12 protein-coding genes are annotated in these 17,214 nt (G+C 65.8%); 4 read left to right on the forward strand and 8 right to left on the reverse strand.

Going from position 1 to position 17,214, the window contains the following annotated elements:
• Positions 1-219 precede the first annotated feature (219 nt).
• From AABQ55_RS20100 to AABQ55_RS20120, 5 genes are all read right to left on the reverse strand, one after another.
• Positions 220-2,646, reverse strand: a complete 2,427-nt coding sequence (locus AABQ55_RS20100; RefSeq protein ID WP_272806286.1) for a GcvT family protein — start codon at positions 2,644-2,646, stop codon at positions 220-222.
• Positions 2,647-2,768: 122 nt separating this feature from the next.
• Entirely contained in the window at positions 2,769-3,323 is a 555-nt protein-coding gene (locus tag AABQ55_RS20105; RefSeq protein ID WP_272806287.1) for a sarcosine oxidase subunit gamma, read from the reverse strand.
• Positions 3,324-3,333: 10 nt separating this feature from the next.
• Positions 3,334-6,291 carry a sarcosine oxidase subunit alpha family protein gene (locus AABQ55_RS20110; RefSeq protein ID WP_272806288.1) on the reverse strand — a complete coding sequence of 986 codons (2,958 nt, stop codon included), beginning with the start codon at positions 6,289-6,291 and terminating at the stop codon, positions 3,334-3,336.
• Entirely contained in the window at positions 6,288-6,563 is a 276-nt protein-coding gene (locus AABQ55_RS20115; RefSeq protein ID WP_272806289.1) for a sarcosine oxidase subunit delta, read from the reverse strand. The genes AABQ55_RS20110 and AABQ55_RS20115 overlap by 4 nt, the downstream gene beginning before the upstream one ends.
• Positions 6,564-6,570: 7 nt before the next feature.
• Positions 6,571-7,821, reverse strand: a complete 1,251-nt coding sequence (locus AABQ55_RS20120; RefSeq protein ID WP_244768456.1) for a sarcosine oxidase subunit beta family protein — start codon at positions 7,819-7,821, stop codon at positions 6,571-6,573.
• Between the two features lie 208 nt (positions 7,822-8,029).
• On the opposite strand from AABQ55_RS20120, the gene cysQ reads away from it, so the two are divergent.
• The 4 genes from cysQ (at position 8,030) to AABQ55_RS20140 (ending at position 11,936) form a co-directional block, all read left to right on the forward strand.
• Positions 8,030-8,842 carry a 3'(2'),5'-bisphosphate nucleotidase CysQ gene (gene cysQ, locus AABQ55_RS20125; RefSeq protein WP_272806290.1) on the forward strand — a complete coding sequence of 271 codons (813 nt, stop codon included), beginning with the start codon at positions 8,030-8,032 and terminating at the stop codon, positions 8,840-8,842.
• Positions 8,843-9,024: 182 nt separating this feature from the next.
• Complete coding sequence (locus tag AABQ55_RS20130; RefSeq protein WP_244768454.1) at positions 9,025-10,437, forward strand: hypothetical protein; 1,413 nt, start codon at positions 9,025-9,027, stop codon at positions 10,435-10,437.
• 24 nt (positions 10,438-10,461) lie between these two features.
• A complete protein-coding gene (locus AABQ55_RS20135) occupies positions 10,462-11,253 on the forward strand; it encodes an ABC transporter permease (protein WP_244768453.1) in 792 nt (263 codons plus the stop codon).
• Positions 11,253-11,936 carry an ABC transporter ATP-binding protein gene (locus tag AABQ55_RS20140; protein ID WP_244768452.1) on the forward strand — a complete coding sequence of 228 codons (684 nt, stop codon included), beginning with the start codon at positions 11,253-11,255 and terminating at the stop codon, positions 11,934-11,936. Before AABQ55_RS20135 ends, AABQ55_RS20140 begins: the two co-directional genes overlap by 1 nt.
• A 75-nt stretch (positions 11,937-12,011) precedes the next feature.
• On the opposite strand, the gene AABQ55_RS20145 is transcribed toward AABQ55_RS20140, so the two are convergent.
• The 3 genes from AABQ55_RS20145 to AABQ55_RS20155 all read right to left on the reverse strand — a co-directional run bounded on the left by AABQ55_RS20145 (position 12,012) and on the right by AABQ55_RS20155 (position 16,949).
• The gene (locus AABQ55_RS20145) at positions 12,012-13,424 is read right to left on the reverse strand and encodes a capsular biosynthesis protein (protein ID WP_272806291.1); all 1,413 of its coding nucleotides are present in this window, start codon (positions 13,422-13,424) and stop codon (positions 12,012-12,014) included.
• Positions 13,425-13,600: 176 nt separating this feature from the next.
• Positions 13,601-15,628, reverse strand: coding sequence for a capsular polysaccharide biosynthesis protein (locus AABQ55_RS20150; RefSeq protein ID WP_272806292.1), 2,028 nt, complete (start codon positions 15,626-15,628; stop codon positions 13,601-13,603).
• Positions 15,629-15,731: 103 nt separating this feature from the next.
• On the reverse strand, positions 15,732-16,949 hold the full coding sequence (locus tag AABQ55_RS20155) for a polysaccharide biosynthesis/export family protein (protein WP_272806293.1): 1,218 nt from the start codon (positions 16,947-16,949) through the stop codon (positions 15,732-15,734).
• Between the last annotated feature and the right edge of the window lie 265 nt (positions 16,950-17,214).

Below are 17,214 nucleotides of genomic sequence, written 5' to 3' on the forward strand. Positions count from 1 at the left end.
TTGTTAGACAGTCGGGATTCCATACCGCTTTCGATACAAAAGGGAAGCCCAAAAAGCCGGGATCGACAATTTCTTTAGCAAGGACGGTTAAATGGCGCATTTGACGCCACGCAAATCAAAAAATCGGCAGGAAAATCGGCGCTTTTGCCCAGAAAGATGCACGAAAGTCACAAACGGCGATGCCCCGATCCGGAGCACCGCCCAACGGGCCGGGACAAATCAGCCGCGCATGCGCGCACCGGACGGATCGAACAGCGGCTCGGCCTGCAGACGCGCCGGCAGCATCTCGCCGAGAAGCTCGATCGACCAGCCGGTTTCGAGATCGGCGATCTCCTTCGGCACATAGCCGACCGCGACCGAAAGGCCGGCGGCATGGGCATAGCCCCCCGAGGTCACCCAGCCGCGCACCGCACCGTCGAGATAGATCGGCTCGTCGCCGATGACGTCGGCATCCGTTGCCGCGACGACGAAGGTGCGCAGCCGCAGCGCACCGCCCGTTTCCCGCTCTGCCCTTGCCGCTTCCCTGCCGATGAAGTCGGCCGCCTTGCCGACCGCCACGAATCGCTCCAGCCCCGCCTCGACCGGACCATAGAGCGGGCGATATTCGCGCGACCAGCTGCCGTAGGACTTTTCGAGGCGCAGGGCATTGAGCGCCCTGAGGCCGAACAGGCGGATGCCGAATTCGGCCCCGGCTTCGAGGATGAGGTCGTAGAGATAACGCTGGTACTGCGGCTTCATCCAGATCTCGTAGCCGAGATCGCCCGTATAGCTGACGCGCCCGACGATGGCCGGCGCCATGCCGAGATCCATCCGGCGTACCGCCATGAAGGGGAAGGCCTCGGTCGAAACATCCCGGTGCGTCAGCTTCGCCAGCACCTCGCGCGCCTTCGGCCCCGCGATGGCAAGGCCGACGAGGGAGAGGTTCAGCGCCTCCAGCGTGACGGAACCATCCCGCGGCAGGTGCGTCTCGAACCAGCGCATATGGTAGTCCTCGGCGATGCCCGAGCCGATCAGCAGGAAGTCCCCCTCGCCGAGCTTGGCGAGCGTGAAATCGCCGATGAGCTTTCCGTCGTCCTTCAGCATGGGCGCAAGCGTCATGCGCCCCGGTTCCGGCAGCCGGCAGGCGAGCAGCCGGTCGAGCCAGGCCGCCGCGCCCCTGCCCCTCACCGCATATTTCGCAAAGCCCGAGGTCTCCATCAGGCCGACGCCCTCGCGCACCGCGCGGGCTTCCGCGCCGACGGTCTCGAAATCCGTCGAGCGGCGCCAGGAGAACCGGTCCTCCACGCCATCAGGCGCGAACCACAGCGGCTGCTCCAGGCCATAGGACGCCCCGAAGACGGCACCGGCCGCCTTCAGCCTGTCGTAGATCGGCGTCGTCTGCAGCGGCCGGCCGGCCGGCAGCTCCTCGTTGGGATAGCGGATGGAGAAGCGGCGCGAGTAGTTTTCCCGCACCTTTGCATTGGTGTAGGCGAGCGTCGCGTAGTCGCCGTAGCGCGCGACATCCATGGCGAAGACGTCGAAGCCGGGATCGCCGTCGATCATCCAGTTGGCAAGCGCCAGGCCCACGCCGCCGCCCTGGCTGAAGCCGGCCATGACGGCGCAGGCGGACCAGAAGTTCGTCATGCCGCGCACGGGCCCGACGAGCGGGTTGCCGTCCGGCGAGAAGGTGAAGGGGCCGTTGATGATCTTCCTGATACCGGCCCTGTTGAAGGCCGGGAAGTGCCGGAAACCGACCTCCAGCTCCGGGGTGATTCGCGCAATGTCCTCTTCCAGCAGTTCGTGGCCGAAATCCCACGGCGTGGTGAGCGGCGACCAGGGCCGGCAGGCCTTTTCATAGGTGCCCATCAGCATGCCGTTGCGCTCCTGGCGCAGATAGGTCTCCCCGTCGAAGTCGACGCAGTGCATCAGCTCCTTGCCATGCGTCCGGTTGAATTCGATGACCTCGGGCATGTCCTCGGTGATGAGATACATGTGCTCCATGGCAAGGACAGGCAGTTCGAGGCCGACCATGCGGCCGATCTCGCGCGCCCAGAGGCCGCCGCAATTGACGACATGCTCGGCGACGATCTCGCCCTTGTCGGTGATGACGCGCCAGCTGCCGTCCTCGCGCTGCACGAGGTCTTCCACCTTGGTGTGGAGATAGATCTCCGCGCCGTTCCTCTTTGCCGACTTGGCATAGGCATGCGTCGTGCCATAGGGATCGAGATGGCCCTCGACGGGATCGAATACCGCGCCGACGAACTGGTCGGGATCGAGCAGCGGCATCAGGTCGTGCGCCTCCTTCGGCGTGAGGAGATGCGCATCGAGGCCCATATAGCGCCCCTTGGCGAGGATCGACTTCATCCAGTCGAAGCGATCCTTGGTGGATGCCAGCATCATGCCCGAGGTCATGTGCAGGCCGATATCCTGGCCGGAATAGTCCTGGATCTCTTTATAGAGCTCCACGGTGTATTTCTGCAGCTTGGCGACGTTCGGATCGCCGTTGATCGTGTGCATGCCGCCGGCCGCATGCCAGGTCGAGCCGGAGGTCAGCTCCGAGCGCTCGACGAGCACGACATCGGTCCAGCCGAATTTCGTGAGGTGATAGAGGACGGAGCAGCCGACGACGCCGCCCCCGATAACGACGACCCTTGCATGGCTCTTCATGAAAACTCCGGCTTTTCCGGGTTGAAGGGAATTCGATGCGGCGCGGAATGCAGCCTATTGGGTTCCCCCGACGCCCGGCAAGCCCGAGGTGCGAAGCGCCATGTCGCTCCGGATGGTTTTTGTCAGCGGGTGGCGAAATCGACGGAGAGATCATGGCTGCGCGCCATGACCTTGAGATCGGCGACCAGCGCCTCGGCAAAGCTGCGCATCACCACGAGATCGAAACGGTCGATGCCGGTGCGGGCGAGATTGACCGAAAGATGGTTGCACAGCATGGTCGCCGCGCGCCCGACGGCAAAGGCCTCGGGATGAAGATCGACGGCGATGCCGTTCGCGAGGATGCGCGCCGCGTCGGGCCCGGACAGCGTCAGCGCGACGCGGCCATGGCTCTGGTCGACCACGAAGGCGAAGGCGCTGAGCCGGATGGCCAGTTCGGCGGCGAGCGTTTCGGGCGCATGAACCTCCGACAGCACCAGCCATTCGCCCGGGCCGCAGAAGCGGGCCTCGAACGCGCCGTCTGCGACGAGAATGCCGGCTGCTTCGGCGCCATGGCCGGGCGCCGCCAGCACCACGGCAGTGGCCGTCGCGCGGTGGACGGCGAGGTGGTTGGCCCGCTGACCGGGGACCGCCCCGATCGTGCCGTCCAGCGCATGCACTGCCTGATAGTCGTAAGCCATAGCCTTCACCTCACGCCATCAGCCTGCGGTTTTCCGGATCGACGAAGACCGGATCGCAGACTTCGGCAACTGTCTCCACGCCCCGCAACCGGTCCCACACGATAATCTTCTCGCCATAGCGCTCGCGGCCCGACTTCAGGAAGGCAAGGGCGATATGGGTGCCGAGCGTCGGCGAGAAGCAGACGGAGCTGACCCAGCCCTGGTCGTTGACCGTCGAGGGCTTGGCACCGTCCTTGAGAAGATGCGCGCCGGCGCGCATGTCCTTGTCCGCCTCCAGTGCCTTCAGGCCGACGAGCTGGGCGCGGTCGGCGGCCGTCAGGCCGAAGCGGGTGGAGAGCCGCTTGCCGATGAAATCCGGCTTGCTGGTGCCCATCATGCGGCCGAGGCCGGCATCGTCCGGCGTCACGCGGCCATCGAGCTCGGCATGGGTGACATGGCCCTTCTCGATGCGCAGCACGTTCAGCGCCTCGACGCCATAGGCGCAGAGGCCCTGCGGTTCGCCCGCCCGCATCAGCGCGTCGGCCACCGCTTCGCCATAGCCCGCCGGCACCGCCAGCTCATAGGCAAGCTCGCCCGAGAAGGAGATGCGGAAGAGCCGCGCCTTGAGGCTGCCCTTCAGGCGCACCTCGCGGGCGGCAAGGAACGGGAAGGCCGCATTCAAGAGATCGTCCTCGACGACGGCCTGCAGGATCGTGCGCGCCTTCGGCCCGGCGATCGACATCTGCGCCCATTGGTCGGAGACCGACAGGAAGCGCACGCGAAGCTCCGGCCAGAGCGCCTGCGCGGCAAACTCCATATGGGAGAGCACGCCGGCGGCCATTGCCGTCGTGGTCGTGACGAGGAAATGCGTCTCGCCCAGCCGGCTCACCGTGCCGTCGTCATAGACCATGCCGTCCTCGCGCAGCATCAGCCCGTAGCGGGCCTTGCCGACGGGAAGCTTCAGCACGGGATTGCAATAGAGCCGGTTCAGGAACTCGGCGGCATCCGGCCCGAAGACCTCGATCTTGCCGAGGGTCGAGACATCGCAGAGACCGGCATGCTCGCGCACGGTGCGGACCTCGCGGTCGACGCTTTCCCGCCAGGTCTTCTCCCCCGCCTTCGGGAACCAGGAGGAGCGATACCAGAGCCCGGCATCGATGAAGACCGCGCCGTGCCGCGCCGCCCAGCCGTGCAGCGGCGAGCGGCGGACGGGCATGGCATGTTCGTCGCGCGACGAGCCGGCGAGCGCACCGAAGGAGACGGGCGTATAGAACGGCCGGAAGGTGGTGGTGCCGACCTCGGCGGGGCTGACGCCGCGCATCGCGGCGAGGATGCCGATGGCATTGACGTTGCCGAGCTTGCCCTGGTCTGTCGCCATGCCGCTCGTCGTGTAGCGCTTGGCATGCTCGACATGGCCGAAGCCCTCGCGAAGGGCAAGGCCGAGATCCTTGCCGTGCACGTCGTTCTGGAAGTCGACGAAGGCCTTGGATCTGGCGCCCGGCACATGCCAGAGCGCCGTGAAGGACGGATCGACCTCCTCGCCGACGACGGGACGCTCGAAACCGGCGACGGGCCGGCCGAGCGCTTCCACGATGGCCGAAGCCTTGCGCGCGCCATCGTCGAGACATTCGGAAAGCCGGGAGTGCCCCGCCGCGGCGCCGGCCATGACGAGGCCGTCGCCGCCCTCCGGCGCGAGGAACGCCTGCAGGGCCTGCGACCAGACCGGCCTGCCGCCGCGCTGGCAGGCAAGGTGGATGACCGGGCTCCAGCCGCCGGACATGGCCACGGCATCGCAGGCGATCATCTCCTCGAAGCCGCCGCGATCGGCAATGACGGCGCGGACGCGCTGGCGCCCCTTCGTATCGACGATGCCGCCGCCACGCACCACCCGCACGCCATCGGGTGCAAAATCCGACGCATCCGCGCGACTGTCGATCAGCGCCGCGATCTCCACGCCCCGGGCGGAAAGGTCCGCAGCCGTGCGGTAGCCGGACGAGCCGTTGGTGAAGATCGTCACCGACCGGCCGGCGGCGACGCCGAAGCGGTTGGCATAGGTGCTGGCGGCGCTCGCCATCATTATGCCGGGACGATCATTACCGCCGAAGACCAGCGGCCGTTCCTCCGCGCCGGTGGCGAGGATCGCGTGCTTCGCCACGATGCGCCACAGGCGCTCGACCGGCCGTGCCGCATCGATCGTGGCACTGTGCTTCTGCACCCGCTCGACGGCACCGAAGACATTGTCGTCGTACCAGCCGAAGACCGTGGTGCGCGGCAGCAGCGTAACGCCGGGATGGCCGTGCAGTTCGTCGATCGCGTGCCGGGAGAAGATGTACGGCGCCTCGCCGTCGAGCTTTGTCGTCTCCGAGAGAAGAGCCCCGCCGAGGGCGAAATCCTGTTCGACGAGGATGACGCGCAGGCCCGAGCGGGCGGCGACCAGCGCCGCGGCGAGCCCCGCCGGGCCGGAGCCGACGACGAAAAGGTCGCAATGCGCCCAGCTCTTCTCATAGGCGTCCGGATCGCGCGGAAGGTCCGTACGGCCGAGGCCGGCGGCGCGGCGGATCAGCGGTTCATAGACCTTTTCCCAGAAGGCGGCGGGCCACATGAAGGTCTTGTAGTAGAAGCCGGCGGACAGGAAGCGCGACAGGCGATCGTTCACCGCGCCGATATCGAAGGCAAGACTCGGCCAGCGGTTCTGGCTGGTGGCGGCAAGGCCGTCGTAGAGCTCGGCGACGGTCGCCCTCGTGTTCGGATCGCGCCGCGCGCCCGTGCCGATGGTGACCAGCGCGTTGGGCTCCGCCGGCCCGGCCGTCACGATGCCGCGCGGGCGATGGTACTTGAAGCTGCGTCCGACGAGCAGCCGGTCGTTGGCAAGCAAGGCCGAGGCGAGCGTATCGCCGGCATGGCCGGAAAGGCTCGCCCCGTCGAAGGTGAAGCCGATGGTGTTGCTGCGGTCGATGAGGCCGCCGGAGGGAAGGCGATAGGCGGTCATCGCACGCCTCCCCGCGCCGTGGCGGCATCCGTCACGGAAAACACCTCATGGGTAAAGTTGTCCCGCTCGACCACCAGCCAGCGCCGGCAGCCGGCGACATGCTGCCAGTGCTCGCGGATGCGCCCGCGCGGATTGGCACGGACATGGACATAGTCGTTCCACGCCTCGTCCGAGGCCATGGGCGCCGGACGGACCGGCGTCGCATCGCCGCGGATCGAAAACTCTTCCTTGGGCCGCACCCCGCAATGGGGACAGGAAATCAGGCTCGCCATGGCATCCTCAATGCAGGTTCGGCTGGGTGCCGGCACCCGCCTCGTCGATGGGGAAACCGCGCTCGAAACGATCGAGCCTGAGCGCGCGCGCCACATGGTGGCTCTCCCCCTTGGCGATGAGATGCGCAAAGCAGAAGCCGGAGGCGGGCGTCGCCTTGAAGCCGCCGTAGCACCAGCCGCAGTTGAGATAGAGGTTGTCGATCGGCGTGCGGTCGATGATCGGCGAGCCGTCCATCGACATGTCCATGACGCCGCCCCAGGCGCGCAGCACCCTGACGCGGGAAAGGCCGGGGATCATCGTCACCCCCTCCTCCATGACATGCTCGGCGGTCGCAAGGTTGCCGCGCTGGGCATAGGAGGAATAGCCGTCGATCTCCGCGCCGAAGACGAGGCCGCCCTTGTCGGACTGCGAGATGTAGAAGTGCCCCGCGCCATAGGTGATGACGTGATCGATGCAGGGTTTCAGCCCTTCGGTGACGAAGGCCTGCAGCACATGGCTCTCGATCGGCAGCTTCAGCCCCGCCATTTCGCCGACGCGGGAGGTGTTGCCGGCCGCCGCGAGCGCCAGCCTGTTGCAGCCGATGAAGCCCTTCGTCGTCTCGACGCCGGTGACGATGCCGTCTTCCCGGCGGATGCCGGTGACCTCGCAGTTCTGGATGAGATCGACGCCGAGCCGGTCCGCGCCGCGCGCAAACCCCCAGGCCACGGCATCGTGCCGCGCCGTGCCGGCGCGCCGCTGCAGGAGGCCGCCGATGATCGGGAAGCGCGCATGGTCGAAATTGAGGAAGGGCAGCATCTTCTTCAGCGTCTCGCGATCGAGCTGCTCGGCCGCCACGCCCTCCATCATCATGGCATTGCCGCGCCGGACATAGTGATCGCGCTGGCCGTCATTGTGATAGAGGCTGATGATGCCGCGCTGCGACAGCATGACATTGTAGTTCAGCTCCCGCTCCAGTCCTTCCCACAGTTTCAGCGAGAACTCGTAGAACGGCTCGTTGCCGGGCAGCATGTAGTTGGAGCGCACGATGGTCGTGTTGCGCCCGACATTGCCGGAGCCGAGATAGCCCTTCTCCACCACGGCGACGTTGCGGATGCCGAATTCCCGGGCAAGGTAATAGGCCGTCGCAAGGCCATGCCCGCCGCCGCCGACGATGATCACGTCATAATGCGGCTTCGGTTGCGGTTCCCGCCAGGCGGGCTTCCAGCCGAGGTTGCCGGCAAGGGCTTGCTTGAAGATCGAAAGGGCGGAGTAGCGCATGCGAAATCCCGGATCAGTCGCCCCACATTCGCATATGCAGCACAAACGGCAAGTCCGGCGTCATCTTGTCGCATCCGGGCCGGCGACTTTCCACATGCTGCCGCCATGATGTGGCGGCAGGAGCAGGCAGGGCATTTGCTTTCAGGCCGTCCCGCGGCTAAGGCATGCGCAGAAACGGCAGGACGACGACAGCATGCAGGCGAACGGAATGGAACTCAGGCAAGTCTTGGAGAGCGCGGCACTGGCCGCCGGCGCCGCCATCATGGCCATCCACGAGGCAGGGGCCGATGTCCAGTACAAGGCGGACCGGTCGCCGGTCACCGCCGCGGACGAGGAGGCCGAACGGCTGATCCTCGCCGCGCTTGCGCGCCATTTTCCGGAGGTTCCCGTCATCGCCGAGGAGGCTGTCGCGGCCGGCCGCGTGCCGGATATTTCCGGCGGCGTCTTCTTCCTCGTCGATCCGCTCGACGGCACGAAGGAGTTCATCGCCGGGCGCAGCGAATTCACCGTCAACATCGCCCTGATCCGCGACGGGGCTCCGGTCGCGGGCATCGTCTACGCGCCCGCGCTCTCGACCGGCTTCATCGCGGACGGCGAGCGGGCGGAACGCTTCGAGGTGAGCCGTGAGGCCACCATCGCAAAGCGGCAGTCCATCGGCTGCCGCAGCTGCGGCAGCGCGTTGACGGCCGTCGCCAGCCGCTCGCATGCCACGCCCGAAACGACCCGCTTTCTCGACGACCACGGCATCGACGCCTGCACGGCGATCGGCTCCTCGCTGAAATTCTGCCTTGTGGCAGAAGGACTTGCAGACGTCTATCCGCGCTTCGGCCGCACCATGGAATGGGACACGGCTGCCGGCGACGCGGTGCTGCGCGCCGCCGGCGGACAGACACGCACGCTCGACGGCGCGCCCCTCCTCTACGGCAAGACCCGCCAGGCACACGACGCGGATTTCGCCAACCCGAACTTCATCGCCTCGAGCACCGACTGGAGCAAGGGACCGGCGACGACCACAAAATGACCAGATTGCTCGACGAGGAATGCGCGTCGACCGGAAAGGGCGGGATGTTCCGCTCCCGTTCGCCCTGCGGGCGGCCTTCCCGGCCGCGGCATTTTTATTGTCTGTAAAGGCAATTTCGAATAAGTTGCGGCGACAAGCATTTAGGCGACGACCCCGTTTGCTGTTGGAAAGAGTGAGCCGACGTGAAAGATGAGAAAGCGCCCCTCCTGGCGGAGACCCCGACCCACGTCGCCGACAATACGAGCAGCCTGCTCGAAATCGCCAAGCGCCGCGCCCGCCAGCGCGCTGCGGAACAGAAAGTCGTGAAGATCAAGCAGGGTGCGGTCAAGCGCCCCGTCAATCCGGCTATCGATGACGACGAGAATCTCGGCTCGCGGGCCGAAATACGCGCGCGCAAGCCCGCCGACCTCGTCAGCACCGTCCTGACCCTGCCCGCGATGCCCAAGCAGAAGCGGCAGCTTCCCTGGCCGATCATCTCCTTCGTGCTGGCGGCGATCCTGCCGACGATCCTGACGGGCCTCTACTATATCTTCATCGCCAGCCCGCAATATGTCGTCGAGACGCAATTCTCGGTGCGCGGCTCGAACTCCTCCTCGCTGAACGCCCTTGGCCTCACCGCGCTCGTCGGATCGAGCGCGCAGTCGGGTGATTCCTATGTGGTCGCCGACTACATCCAGTCTTCCCAGATCCTGCCGGACATCCAGGAGCAGACCGGCGTCGACATCCGCACCGTCTATTCCCGCCCGAACATCGATTTCCTCTATCGCGAGAACGAGAGCCGCCCGCTCGACGAGTTCCGCGACTATTGGCGGGACATGGTCAATGTCAGCTACAACTCCACGACCGGCAACGTGACGATGCGCGTCTTCGCCTTCTCGCCGTCGGATGCGAAACAGGTGGCCGACGCGGTCCTCACGGTCTCGGAAAACCTGGTCAACACGCTTTCGGAAAAGTCGCGCCGGCAGTTCATCGAGGTGGCCAACGTACAGGTCGCACGCTCGGAAGAGCGGCTGCGCAACATCCGCGGCCAGATCACCGACCTGCGCATCTCCGAACAGGCCGTCGATCCGACGGCGGTCGCGACCATGGAAGCGACGATCATCAGCTCGCTCGAACAGGAGCTGGCCTCGCTTCGCACCCGCTACAAGGCGCTGGTCGATTCGGTCAGCAAGGACGCGCCCTCCGCCCGCGTCATCGAGCGGCAGATCGTTGCCCTGGAAAACCAGCTGGTCGAACAGAAGAAGCGTATCAGCGGCGACGGCGAGAACGATAACGACGCCAGCAACAAGACGACGCGCAGCGGCTTGGACGCCGGCCGGGCCCTGCCCGAAATGATCGACCGGTTCACCGAGCTCAGCGTCGAGCAGGAGTTCGCCGTCAAGGCCTATACGACCTCCCTCGCCGCATTGGAAACGGCCATGCAGGAGGCGCAGAAGCAGGAGCGTTACTTCGCCGTCTACGTGCAGCCGCGCGAGCCGGAAATCGCCCTCTATCCGCTGGGCGCGATCAACACGCTCATCATGCTCGCCGCGGCGTCGTGCCTTTGGCTCATCGGTTACTTCGCCTTCCGGTCCGTGAAGGATCACGCGATCTGATCGCGATGAGGAGAGAGTGGCGGAATGGCTCTACTCGCTGAAAAACCCCTAAGCTATGCGCTGCGCGAAAACGCGCGGGTCATTTCCGCGCTCGTCGTGCGCAGCGCGGTGACGCGCTTCGGGGAAAGCCGGCTGGGCTTCATCTGGATCCTCATCGAGCCCGCCGCCTATGTCGGCATCTTTCTCCTGATCCACACGCAGTTGAAGGCCCATGTCCCCTTCGGCGACAATGCGCTGCTGTTCATCCTGGCCGGTGTCTTCGGCTTCCGCATGACGCGCGGCATATCGCGCAAGACGGAGCGCGCCATCATCAGCAACCAGCCGATGCTGACCTATCCGCTGGTCAGGCCGCTCGATACGCTGGTGGCGACGTTCCTGCTGGAGACGACGATCTGGCTGATTATCTGCAGCCTGTTCATGGTCGGGCTTGCGATCTCGCTCGACCGTGACGTCATCGTCTATCCCGGCGAATTCGCCGAGGGCATGGCCGCGATCCTCTACTTCGCCTTCTCCTTCGCCGCGTTCAACGCGACGATGAGCGCGCTCGTGCCGCGCTACGACACCTTCCTCAGCATGCTGAGCATGCCGCTGATGCTGTTGTCCGGCGTCTTCTTCATGCCGGCGGAAATGCCGCCCGGCTTCCAGGCCGTGCTGTGGTGGAACCCGTTCCTGCACTGCGTCGAATGGTTCCGCACCTCGACCTATCTCGATTATCACGCGCTGCTGAGCAAGTCTTACCTGCTCGGGCTTTCCACCGCGCTGCTCACGGCCGCGCTCGTGCTGGAACGCCTCTTCCGCCGAAAGATCATAGACTGATGATCATCTTCGACAATGTCAGCAAGGCCTTCCCTCGCCCCGGCGGCGGCAAGAAGGTGATTCTCGACCGGTTCACGGCCGCCTTCCGGCCCGGCACCAATATCGGCATTCTCGGCCGCAACGGCGCCGGCAAGTCCACGCTGATGAGCCTGATCTCCGGCGCGGACATGCCCGATTCCGGACGCATCCTGCGCGAGGGCAAGATCTCCTGGCCGCTGGGCTTCAGGGGCGGCGTGCACAGCAAGCTGACGGGCGCGCAGAACACCCGCTTCATCGCCGACATCTACGGCAAGAACCGCAACAAGGTTCTGGATTTCGTCGCCGATTTCTCCGAACTCGGCCCCTATCTCGACATGCCGGTGAAGACCTATTCGGCGGGCATGAAGGCGCGCCTCTCCTTCGGCATCTGCATGGCGATCGGCTTCGAATATTACCTGATCGACGAGGTGATCGCCGTCGGGGACTCCACCTTCAAGCAGAAGTGCAAGGACGTCTTCGACGAGCGGCGCGAGAACGCCACCCTGTTGCTCGTCTCCCACTCCTCCGGCCTGTTGCGCTCGTTCTGCGACATCGGCGGCGTCATGAACAACGGCCAGCTCACCTTCTACAACGACATCGAGGAAGCGATCGAGGTGCACGAGGAAATCCTTCGCACCTCCGCCAGCCAGCGCCGGTCCGCCTGATCCCCTAAAGGTACGGGCAGTGCCCCGCGCGCCCGTCGGGAGTGCACGGGCCGTCCTGAAAGAGGCGTGCCGCCCTTACTGCGATTGCGCCAGCAGCGGCATGACGTTGGACACGTCGGGCAGCTCCACCACGCGGCCCGCAGCATCCATGGCCCGGAGCTTTTCCAGCAGCGAATTCACCGCGATCTCGATGCCCTCATAGGCGTAGTAGTCGCCGGGATGCAGGCATTCCCGGGCGATCCAGTTCAGGTAGTCGCGTCGCTGCACCGTCGGCGCGACATGGCCGGACGACCAGAAACTATCCAGCTCGATACCCTTGTTGACGCAGAAGGCGAGCGAGGGATGCCGGTAGAAGGCCTGGCCGAGAACGGCAAGCGGAATGCCGTGCTGGAGCGCCGAGAGGCCGGAGGTGCTGTTGATCGTCACCATGCCCGCGGCATGCCGCGTCATCAGGCCCAGCGAACCGCTGTCGAGGATGTGGATGCGCTCGGAGACATTGTTGAGCACGCCGACCTGGCGGATGAACTGCTTGTCCTGGCTGTGCCCGCGCTCCATGGGATGGATCTTGAACACCAGCTGGTGCGTCGGCGGCGCGTTTCGCGCGAAGGAAACGATGGTCTTCAGAATGAGCTTCTGATTGTTCCAGCCGCTCGCGGCCGCGCCGAGCTGGCTGTCGTCGTGCACCTGCAGCGGCACGATGTAGTACTTCTTGTCATGGTGCTCGAGCAGCCGCTCCATGGTGCGGTAATTGCTGCCGAGATTGCGGAACTTCCGGTAGTAGTTCTTGATCCAGTAGAAGGCCTCGGGTGCCAGCGAACGCTTGTGCTTGTGGAAGAGCTTGCGTTCGCTCAGCGTCGAAAAGACCCCGCGCACCGAAAAATAGATGAAGGCATAGGTCGCCATGGCACCGAAGGACGACGGGAAATTCGTCCCGCGCGGCCGCTCCCGGCGCTTCTCCTCGTCATTGCCGGAAGGCAGAAGACCCGCGAGCGGCGAGCGCCAGTTGTTGCCGCCGACCTCCATCGTCACGAAGCCGGGACGGATATATCCCTCCTCCAGGCTGAGGACGGGAATATTGAGCGTGGCACATTGCTCGATCGCGATCTTGTGGACCTCGCGCTCGCAGCCGAAGAGCACGACATGGTCGAAGCCATGTTCGCCGACGATTTCGGTGAACCAGTCCCGCCAGACATCGGCCGTGCCGGAGAAATGCAGGATCTTGCCGCCCCGGGCGAAAAGCCGGTCGCCGGCGTTGAAACAGATGCGCCAGGCATCGAAACCGCTGTCATTGAGCAGCGCCTGGGCCTTGCGGAAGAAAGGACCGACCGGCCCCTGCAGAAAAAGCACGCGCGGCGCGCTCTTGGAGGGGAAGCGCTTGGAAAGCTTGCGGCGCAACGCCAGATTGATCAGCCGGGACCCACGCGCGGAAGCAGCGCCTTCGGCGTCGGAGCGACCCGCCTTCAAATCGGTATCATGCTGTACGCTCATGACAGGTCGGCTCAACTCAAATTATGCTGCTGGATGGAATGGTATTCGCACAAAGGCGCCGTTTTAGCAACCGCATCTGCCATACTCCCCGATTTTGTCGCCGATCCCCCGGCACACGAATGACCGCTGCGCTCAAGATGGCGACTCGGCCCCGTTCCCATTTTTCTGGCCGCCTTTTACCGCAACCGCGAGTCGCGAAGCAACACCCCAACACGGTTGATTTGTTGCGCCGCACACAAAAAGACCTTCCGTCCGACTCCGGGCGATTTCATGGCGGCACCCGAAATTTCCTCAACCAAATCCTCCGGCCGGCACGGTAAGCCACTGAGGGGATGGATATAAAGCGGATAGCAGATGAGACTTGCGGCCACCAGCGACTCAAGGTCGATGCGGCGCACGCGGCGTGGAATGGGCAGGCGATCGTCCGTCAGACCCCAGCCGGCATAGAACGGTGCCCCATGCACGCCTACGGCCTTGCCGCGCAACAACGCCTCGAAGCCGGCCAGCGAGGTCATCGTCTCGACCCGGTCGGCCCAGCCGATCCATTGCAGGATGTCGCCGCTGCGAACGATGAGATCGGCCTCCTGCGGCTCGGCGCCGCCGTCGCGCACGCCGGACACGACGTCCGGATGCGCCTTGTAGACGACGAAGGCATCGGGAAAGAGCGCGCGCACGGCGCGCACGAGATCGGCATTGGAGCGCACCGCGGGGGAGCCGTAGCGAATGGAGGCGTCCTTCTCCACCTGCCCCGGCACCAGGATTTTCATCCGCCCGCCGGCAACCGCCGGCAGGTCGGCAGCTGTCCCGAGATTGTATTTGGACACGCCGCGCTCGACCAGCAGGCGCACGAGATCGCGCGCCCGCCGCCGCAGCCCCTCGTCGACCGTGCCATGCGCGATCAGCGCCTCCAGCCGGCTTTCACCCCGCGCGTCGTAATAGACATGCGCCCCGTCGAGCGCGACCGAGGACGGCATGGCGAGGTTGACCCCCAGCCCGCGGGAGCGGATGAACCCGTCTTCGAGACGTATCGCCGGCACGTCGGCTGGCATCGCCGCATCGCTTCCCCAGAGCGCGACGACGCCGTTCGCCGCGCGTGCCGCCGCCGCCGCGGCCTCGAGCGAGCGGGCATGGACCGGATCGCCTGCCATGCCCTTCAGGAAGGGGGTCATCGCCATGCGCTTCCACGGCGAGAAGCCGGCGGTGAACACCTTGCGCTCGATGCGCGCACGCTGGTCGCGCACCGTGATCGCCTGTTCCACCGCCCGCTCCGGCGTGCAAGGCGCGCGCGTGTGCAGGTCGAGGTAGTGCGAATAGTCGATATAGGCCGCGTGGAAAATCTGTTCGAGCGAGGCGGGCGGGCGGGCGGGCGACAGGCGCCCATGGTCGACGGTGAGACCGCGGCCGGAATAATAGGTCGTCCCGAAACAATGGACGGGCCGCTCCGCCATCAGCGCCTCGAAGCCGAGCTGGCTCGACACCGTATAGACGCAGTCGGCCTCCTCCAGCAGCGGCCAGGGATTCATGCGCGCGGGCACCACGATCTCGGCCCCGATGGCGTTTGCCGCCTGCCGCAAGAGGCTGCGGTCGCCCGCCGCCGGATGGGTGCGCACGACCAGCATCTTCCCCGGATGGTGGGCGACCGCATGTTCCAGCATGGCGCGGAAGCTTGACGCGCTCGCCCCGGCCCCGGCAATGGAGGCATCGCCGGCCACCTGATCGACAAGCAGGACGAAAGGCCGGCCGTGCGGCACGCCGGCCGCCGTCGGCGTCATCACCGGGCTGTTGTTGTATTTCGACAGGCGCGCGCCGCGCAGTTGCGCCATCAGCCGGCCGGCGCGGCCGAGCGCAGCGGCATCGGTCACCGGTTGCGACAGCAGCCGGTCGAGGTCGCTCGGCTGGAGCGCATCGAAATAGATGCCCTCCCGGTCGATCACATAGGAATGGCTCGGTTCCCCCCGCCCCGCCGCAAAGCCGCGCAGGAACCCGTCCTCAAGGGTGATGGCCTCCTTGCCGCTGCGCGCCGCAAGGCGCACAGCGCGACGGCCGGACGACCGGCGCCCCCAGCCGATGAACCCGTCGATCCGGCCGGGCAGCGCAAAGGGCCAGGCGACGATCTCGGCATCGAGCAGACGCGCGATATCCGCCCGTTGCTGCCAGAGACCGAAGGAAAGAAGCGCATAGGTTTTGCGTGCCTGGCCGGCCATGCAGTCCTCGAGAGCAATTCCGGCAAGCCCGCGCACCGTCTGCCGCCGGCAGACCGGCCGCGAGTGGCGCCGGCATCACCGCGTCAAGCGGACCAGGGACCTGTCAGAGCAGGTCCGCGGTGCGCTGGATGTTGTAGGCCGCGCTCGCTCCGCTGGAAACGATCGTCAGGAACTTCGCAAGGTCCGTCGCCATATGACGCGCCAGATAGACCACGTCCTTGTTCCGCACCGGGAAAGTCTGCGCCACGATATAGCTCTGCGTCGCCGCCAGATCGAGCCGGTAGACGATCGGATAGCGTCCCTCCCCGTCCGGCATCATGCCGCGCGCGATCAGGTCACGGAACCGGTCGTCGCCGACAACGCTGCGGTAGACGCCCTCGTCCTCGTAGCGGAAGACGAAATAGCCCTTCGGGTCCGCCGTCGTCACATTGCCGCCGCCGGCCAGCGCCGCCGCCTCCACCAGGCTCAGCCTGGCCGCGTTGAACGGGATCTTGCCCGTCTTGCCCGTCTGGCCGAGCGCCGCGAAGGTCTGCGGGTCGTAGCTCACATAGATCTGGTCGTCCGGCTTGACGTAGATGTCGTCCTTCGGATTGTCGATCAGCGACTGCAGCAGCACGCTGCGCGTCCGGCCGCCGCGCTTCAGGCTCACATAGGTGTCGTAGGGCGGCTTGGACGCGCCGCCGGCAAGGGCGATCACCTCGCTGAGATGCTGCCCGCTCAGCCCGAGCGGCAGGATGCCAGACCGGTTCACGTCGCCCTGGATCGACACCGTGCGCGAGGCATTGGTCGCAAGCGAGACGATGACATCCGGCTCCACCGCCTTGGCCTTCAGCGCATCGACGATCGTCGCGCGGGCCGAATCGATCGTCATGCCGGCAAAGCGCACGGAGCCGACATAGGGGATCTGGCCATGGCCGTCCGGCTGCACGACGACGGGGATCGACGTCGACTTGCGCTCGGTGGTGGAGAACAGGCCATCCGGGCCCGCCTCGAAGATCGTGACCTCCAGCCGGTCACCGACGCCGATGACCGGCGTGCCGCCTCCGCCGCCGAAGCCGAAGGTGCTGGAAAGACCGGGGCGCTTGCCCGCGCTGACGCGGCCGGCGACGCGCTGGTCGATGCTCACGACGTCGAAGACCAGCTTGGTCTGGGGAATGTCGTAGGACTTGCCGTCCGCGCCGGCCGAAAGGACCTCGTGGGTCAGCGGCCCGTCGCTCGGAACCATGCAGCCGGCCAGCGTCAACAGGGTGCCCGCCGCAAGAACCCGCGCCCATGCGCTCGAAAGCCTGCGCGGCCTGCACCCATCTTCAATTGCGATCATCACGTAGCATTTCCCTTCGACCATGCCGCACAAGGCATGGGGCAAAAGCCGGTCGCCTGCTGCGACAAGGCGCCATAGGCATGCAGTTCCAATGTCTCGTCAAGTCCCATGACCAAACCTTGTCCCAAACCGGCACACCCCTGCGGCCCTCGCCGACACCATGGAGCAAGTTCCTTGCACATTCGTTACGCTCTGAAAAGCCGGCTGGCGCTTTGGCATTGAAAATCAACTTTTTCCACCAGCTTTTTTCAGGGAGGGTGCGGCA

This window comes from Shinella sp. WSD5-1 (assembly GCF_963942435.1).
Classification (GTDB): Bacteria; Pseudomonadota; Alphaproteobacteria; order Rhizobiales; family Rhizobiaceae; genus Shinella; species Shinella yambaruensis.

Coding starts and splice junctions, on each gene's coding strand:
- AABQ55_RS20100 (WP_272806286.1), bottom strand. CDS start 2,646: ATGAAGAGCCATGCAAGGGTCGTCGTTATCGGGGGCGGCGTCGTCGGC.
- AABQ55_RS20105 (WP_272806287.1), bottom strand. CDS start 3,323: ATGGCTTACGACTATCAGGCAGTGCATGCGCTGGACGGCACGATCGGG.
- AABQ55_RS20110 (WP_272806288.1), bottom strand. CDS start 6,291: ATGACCGCCTATCGCCTTCCCTCCGGCGGCCTCATCGACCGCAGCAAC.
- AABQ55_RS20115 (WP_272806289.1), bottom strand. CDS start 6,563: ATGGCGAGCCTGATTTCCTGTCCCCATTGCGGGGTGCGGCCCAAGGAA.
- AABQ55_RS20120 (WP_244768456.1), bottom strand. CDS start 7,821: ATGCGCTACTCCGCCCTTTCGATCTTCAAGCAAGCCCTTGCCGGCAAC.
- cysQ (WP_272806290.1), top strand. CDS start 8,030: ATGGAACTCAGGCAAGTCTTGGAGAGCGCGGCACTGGCCGCCGGCGCC.
- AABQ55_RS20135 (WP_244768453.1), top strand. CDS start 10,462: ATGGCTCTACTCGCTGAAAAACCCCTAAGCTATGCGCTGCGCGAAAAC.
- AABQ55_RS20140 (WP_244768452.1), top strand. CDS start 11,253: ATGATCATCTTCGACAATGTCAGCAAGGCCTTCCCTCGCCCCGGCGGC.
- AABQ55_RS20145 (WP_272806291.1), bottom strand. CDS start 13,424: ATGAGCGTACAGCATGATACCGATTTGAAGGCGGGTCGCTCCGACGCC.
- AABQ55_RS20150 (WP_272806292.1), bottom strand. CDS start 15,628: ATGGCCGGCCAGGCACGCAAAACCTATGCGCTTCTTTCCTTCGGTCTC.
- AABQ55_RS20155 (WP_272806293.1), bottom strand. CDS start 16,949: ATGATCGCAATTGAAGATGGGTGCAGGCCGCGCAGGCTTTCGAGCGCA.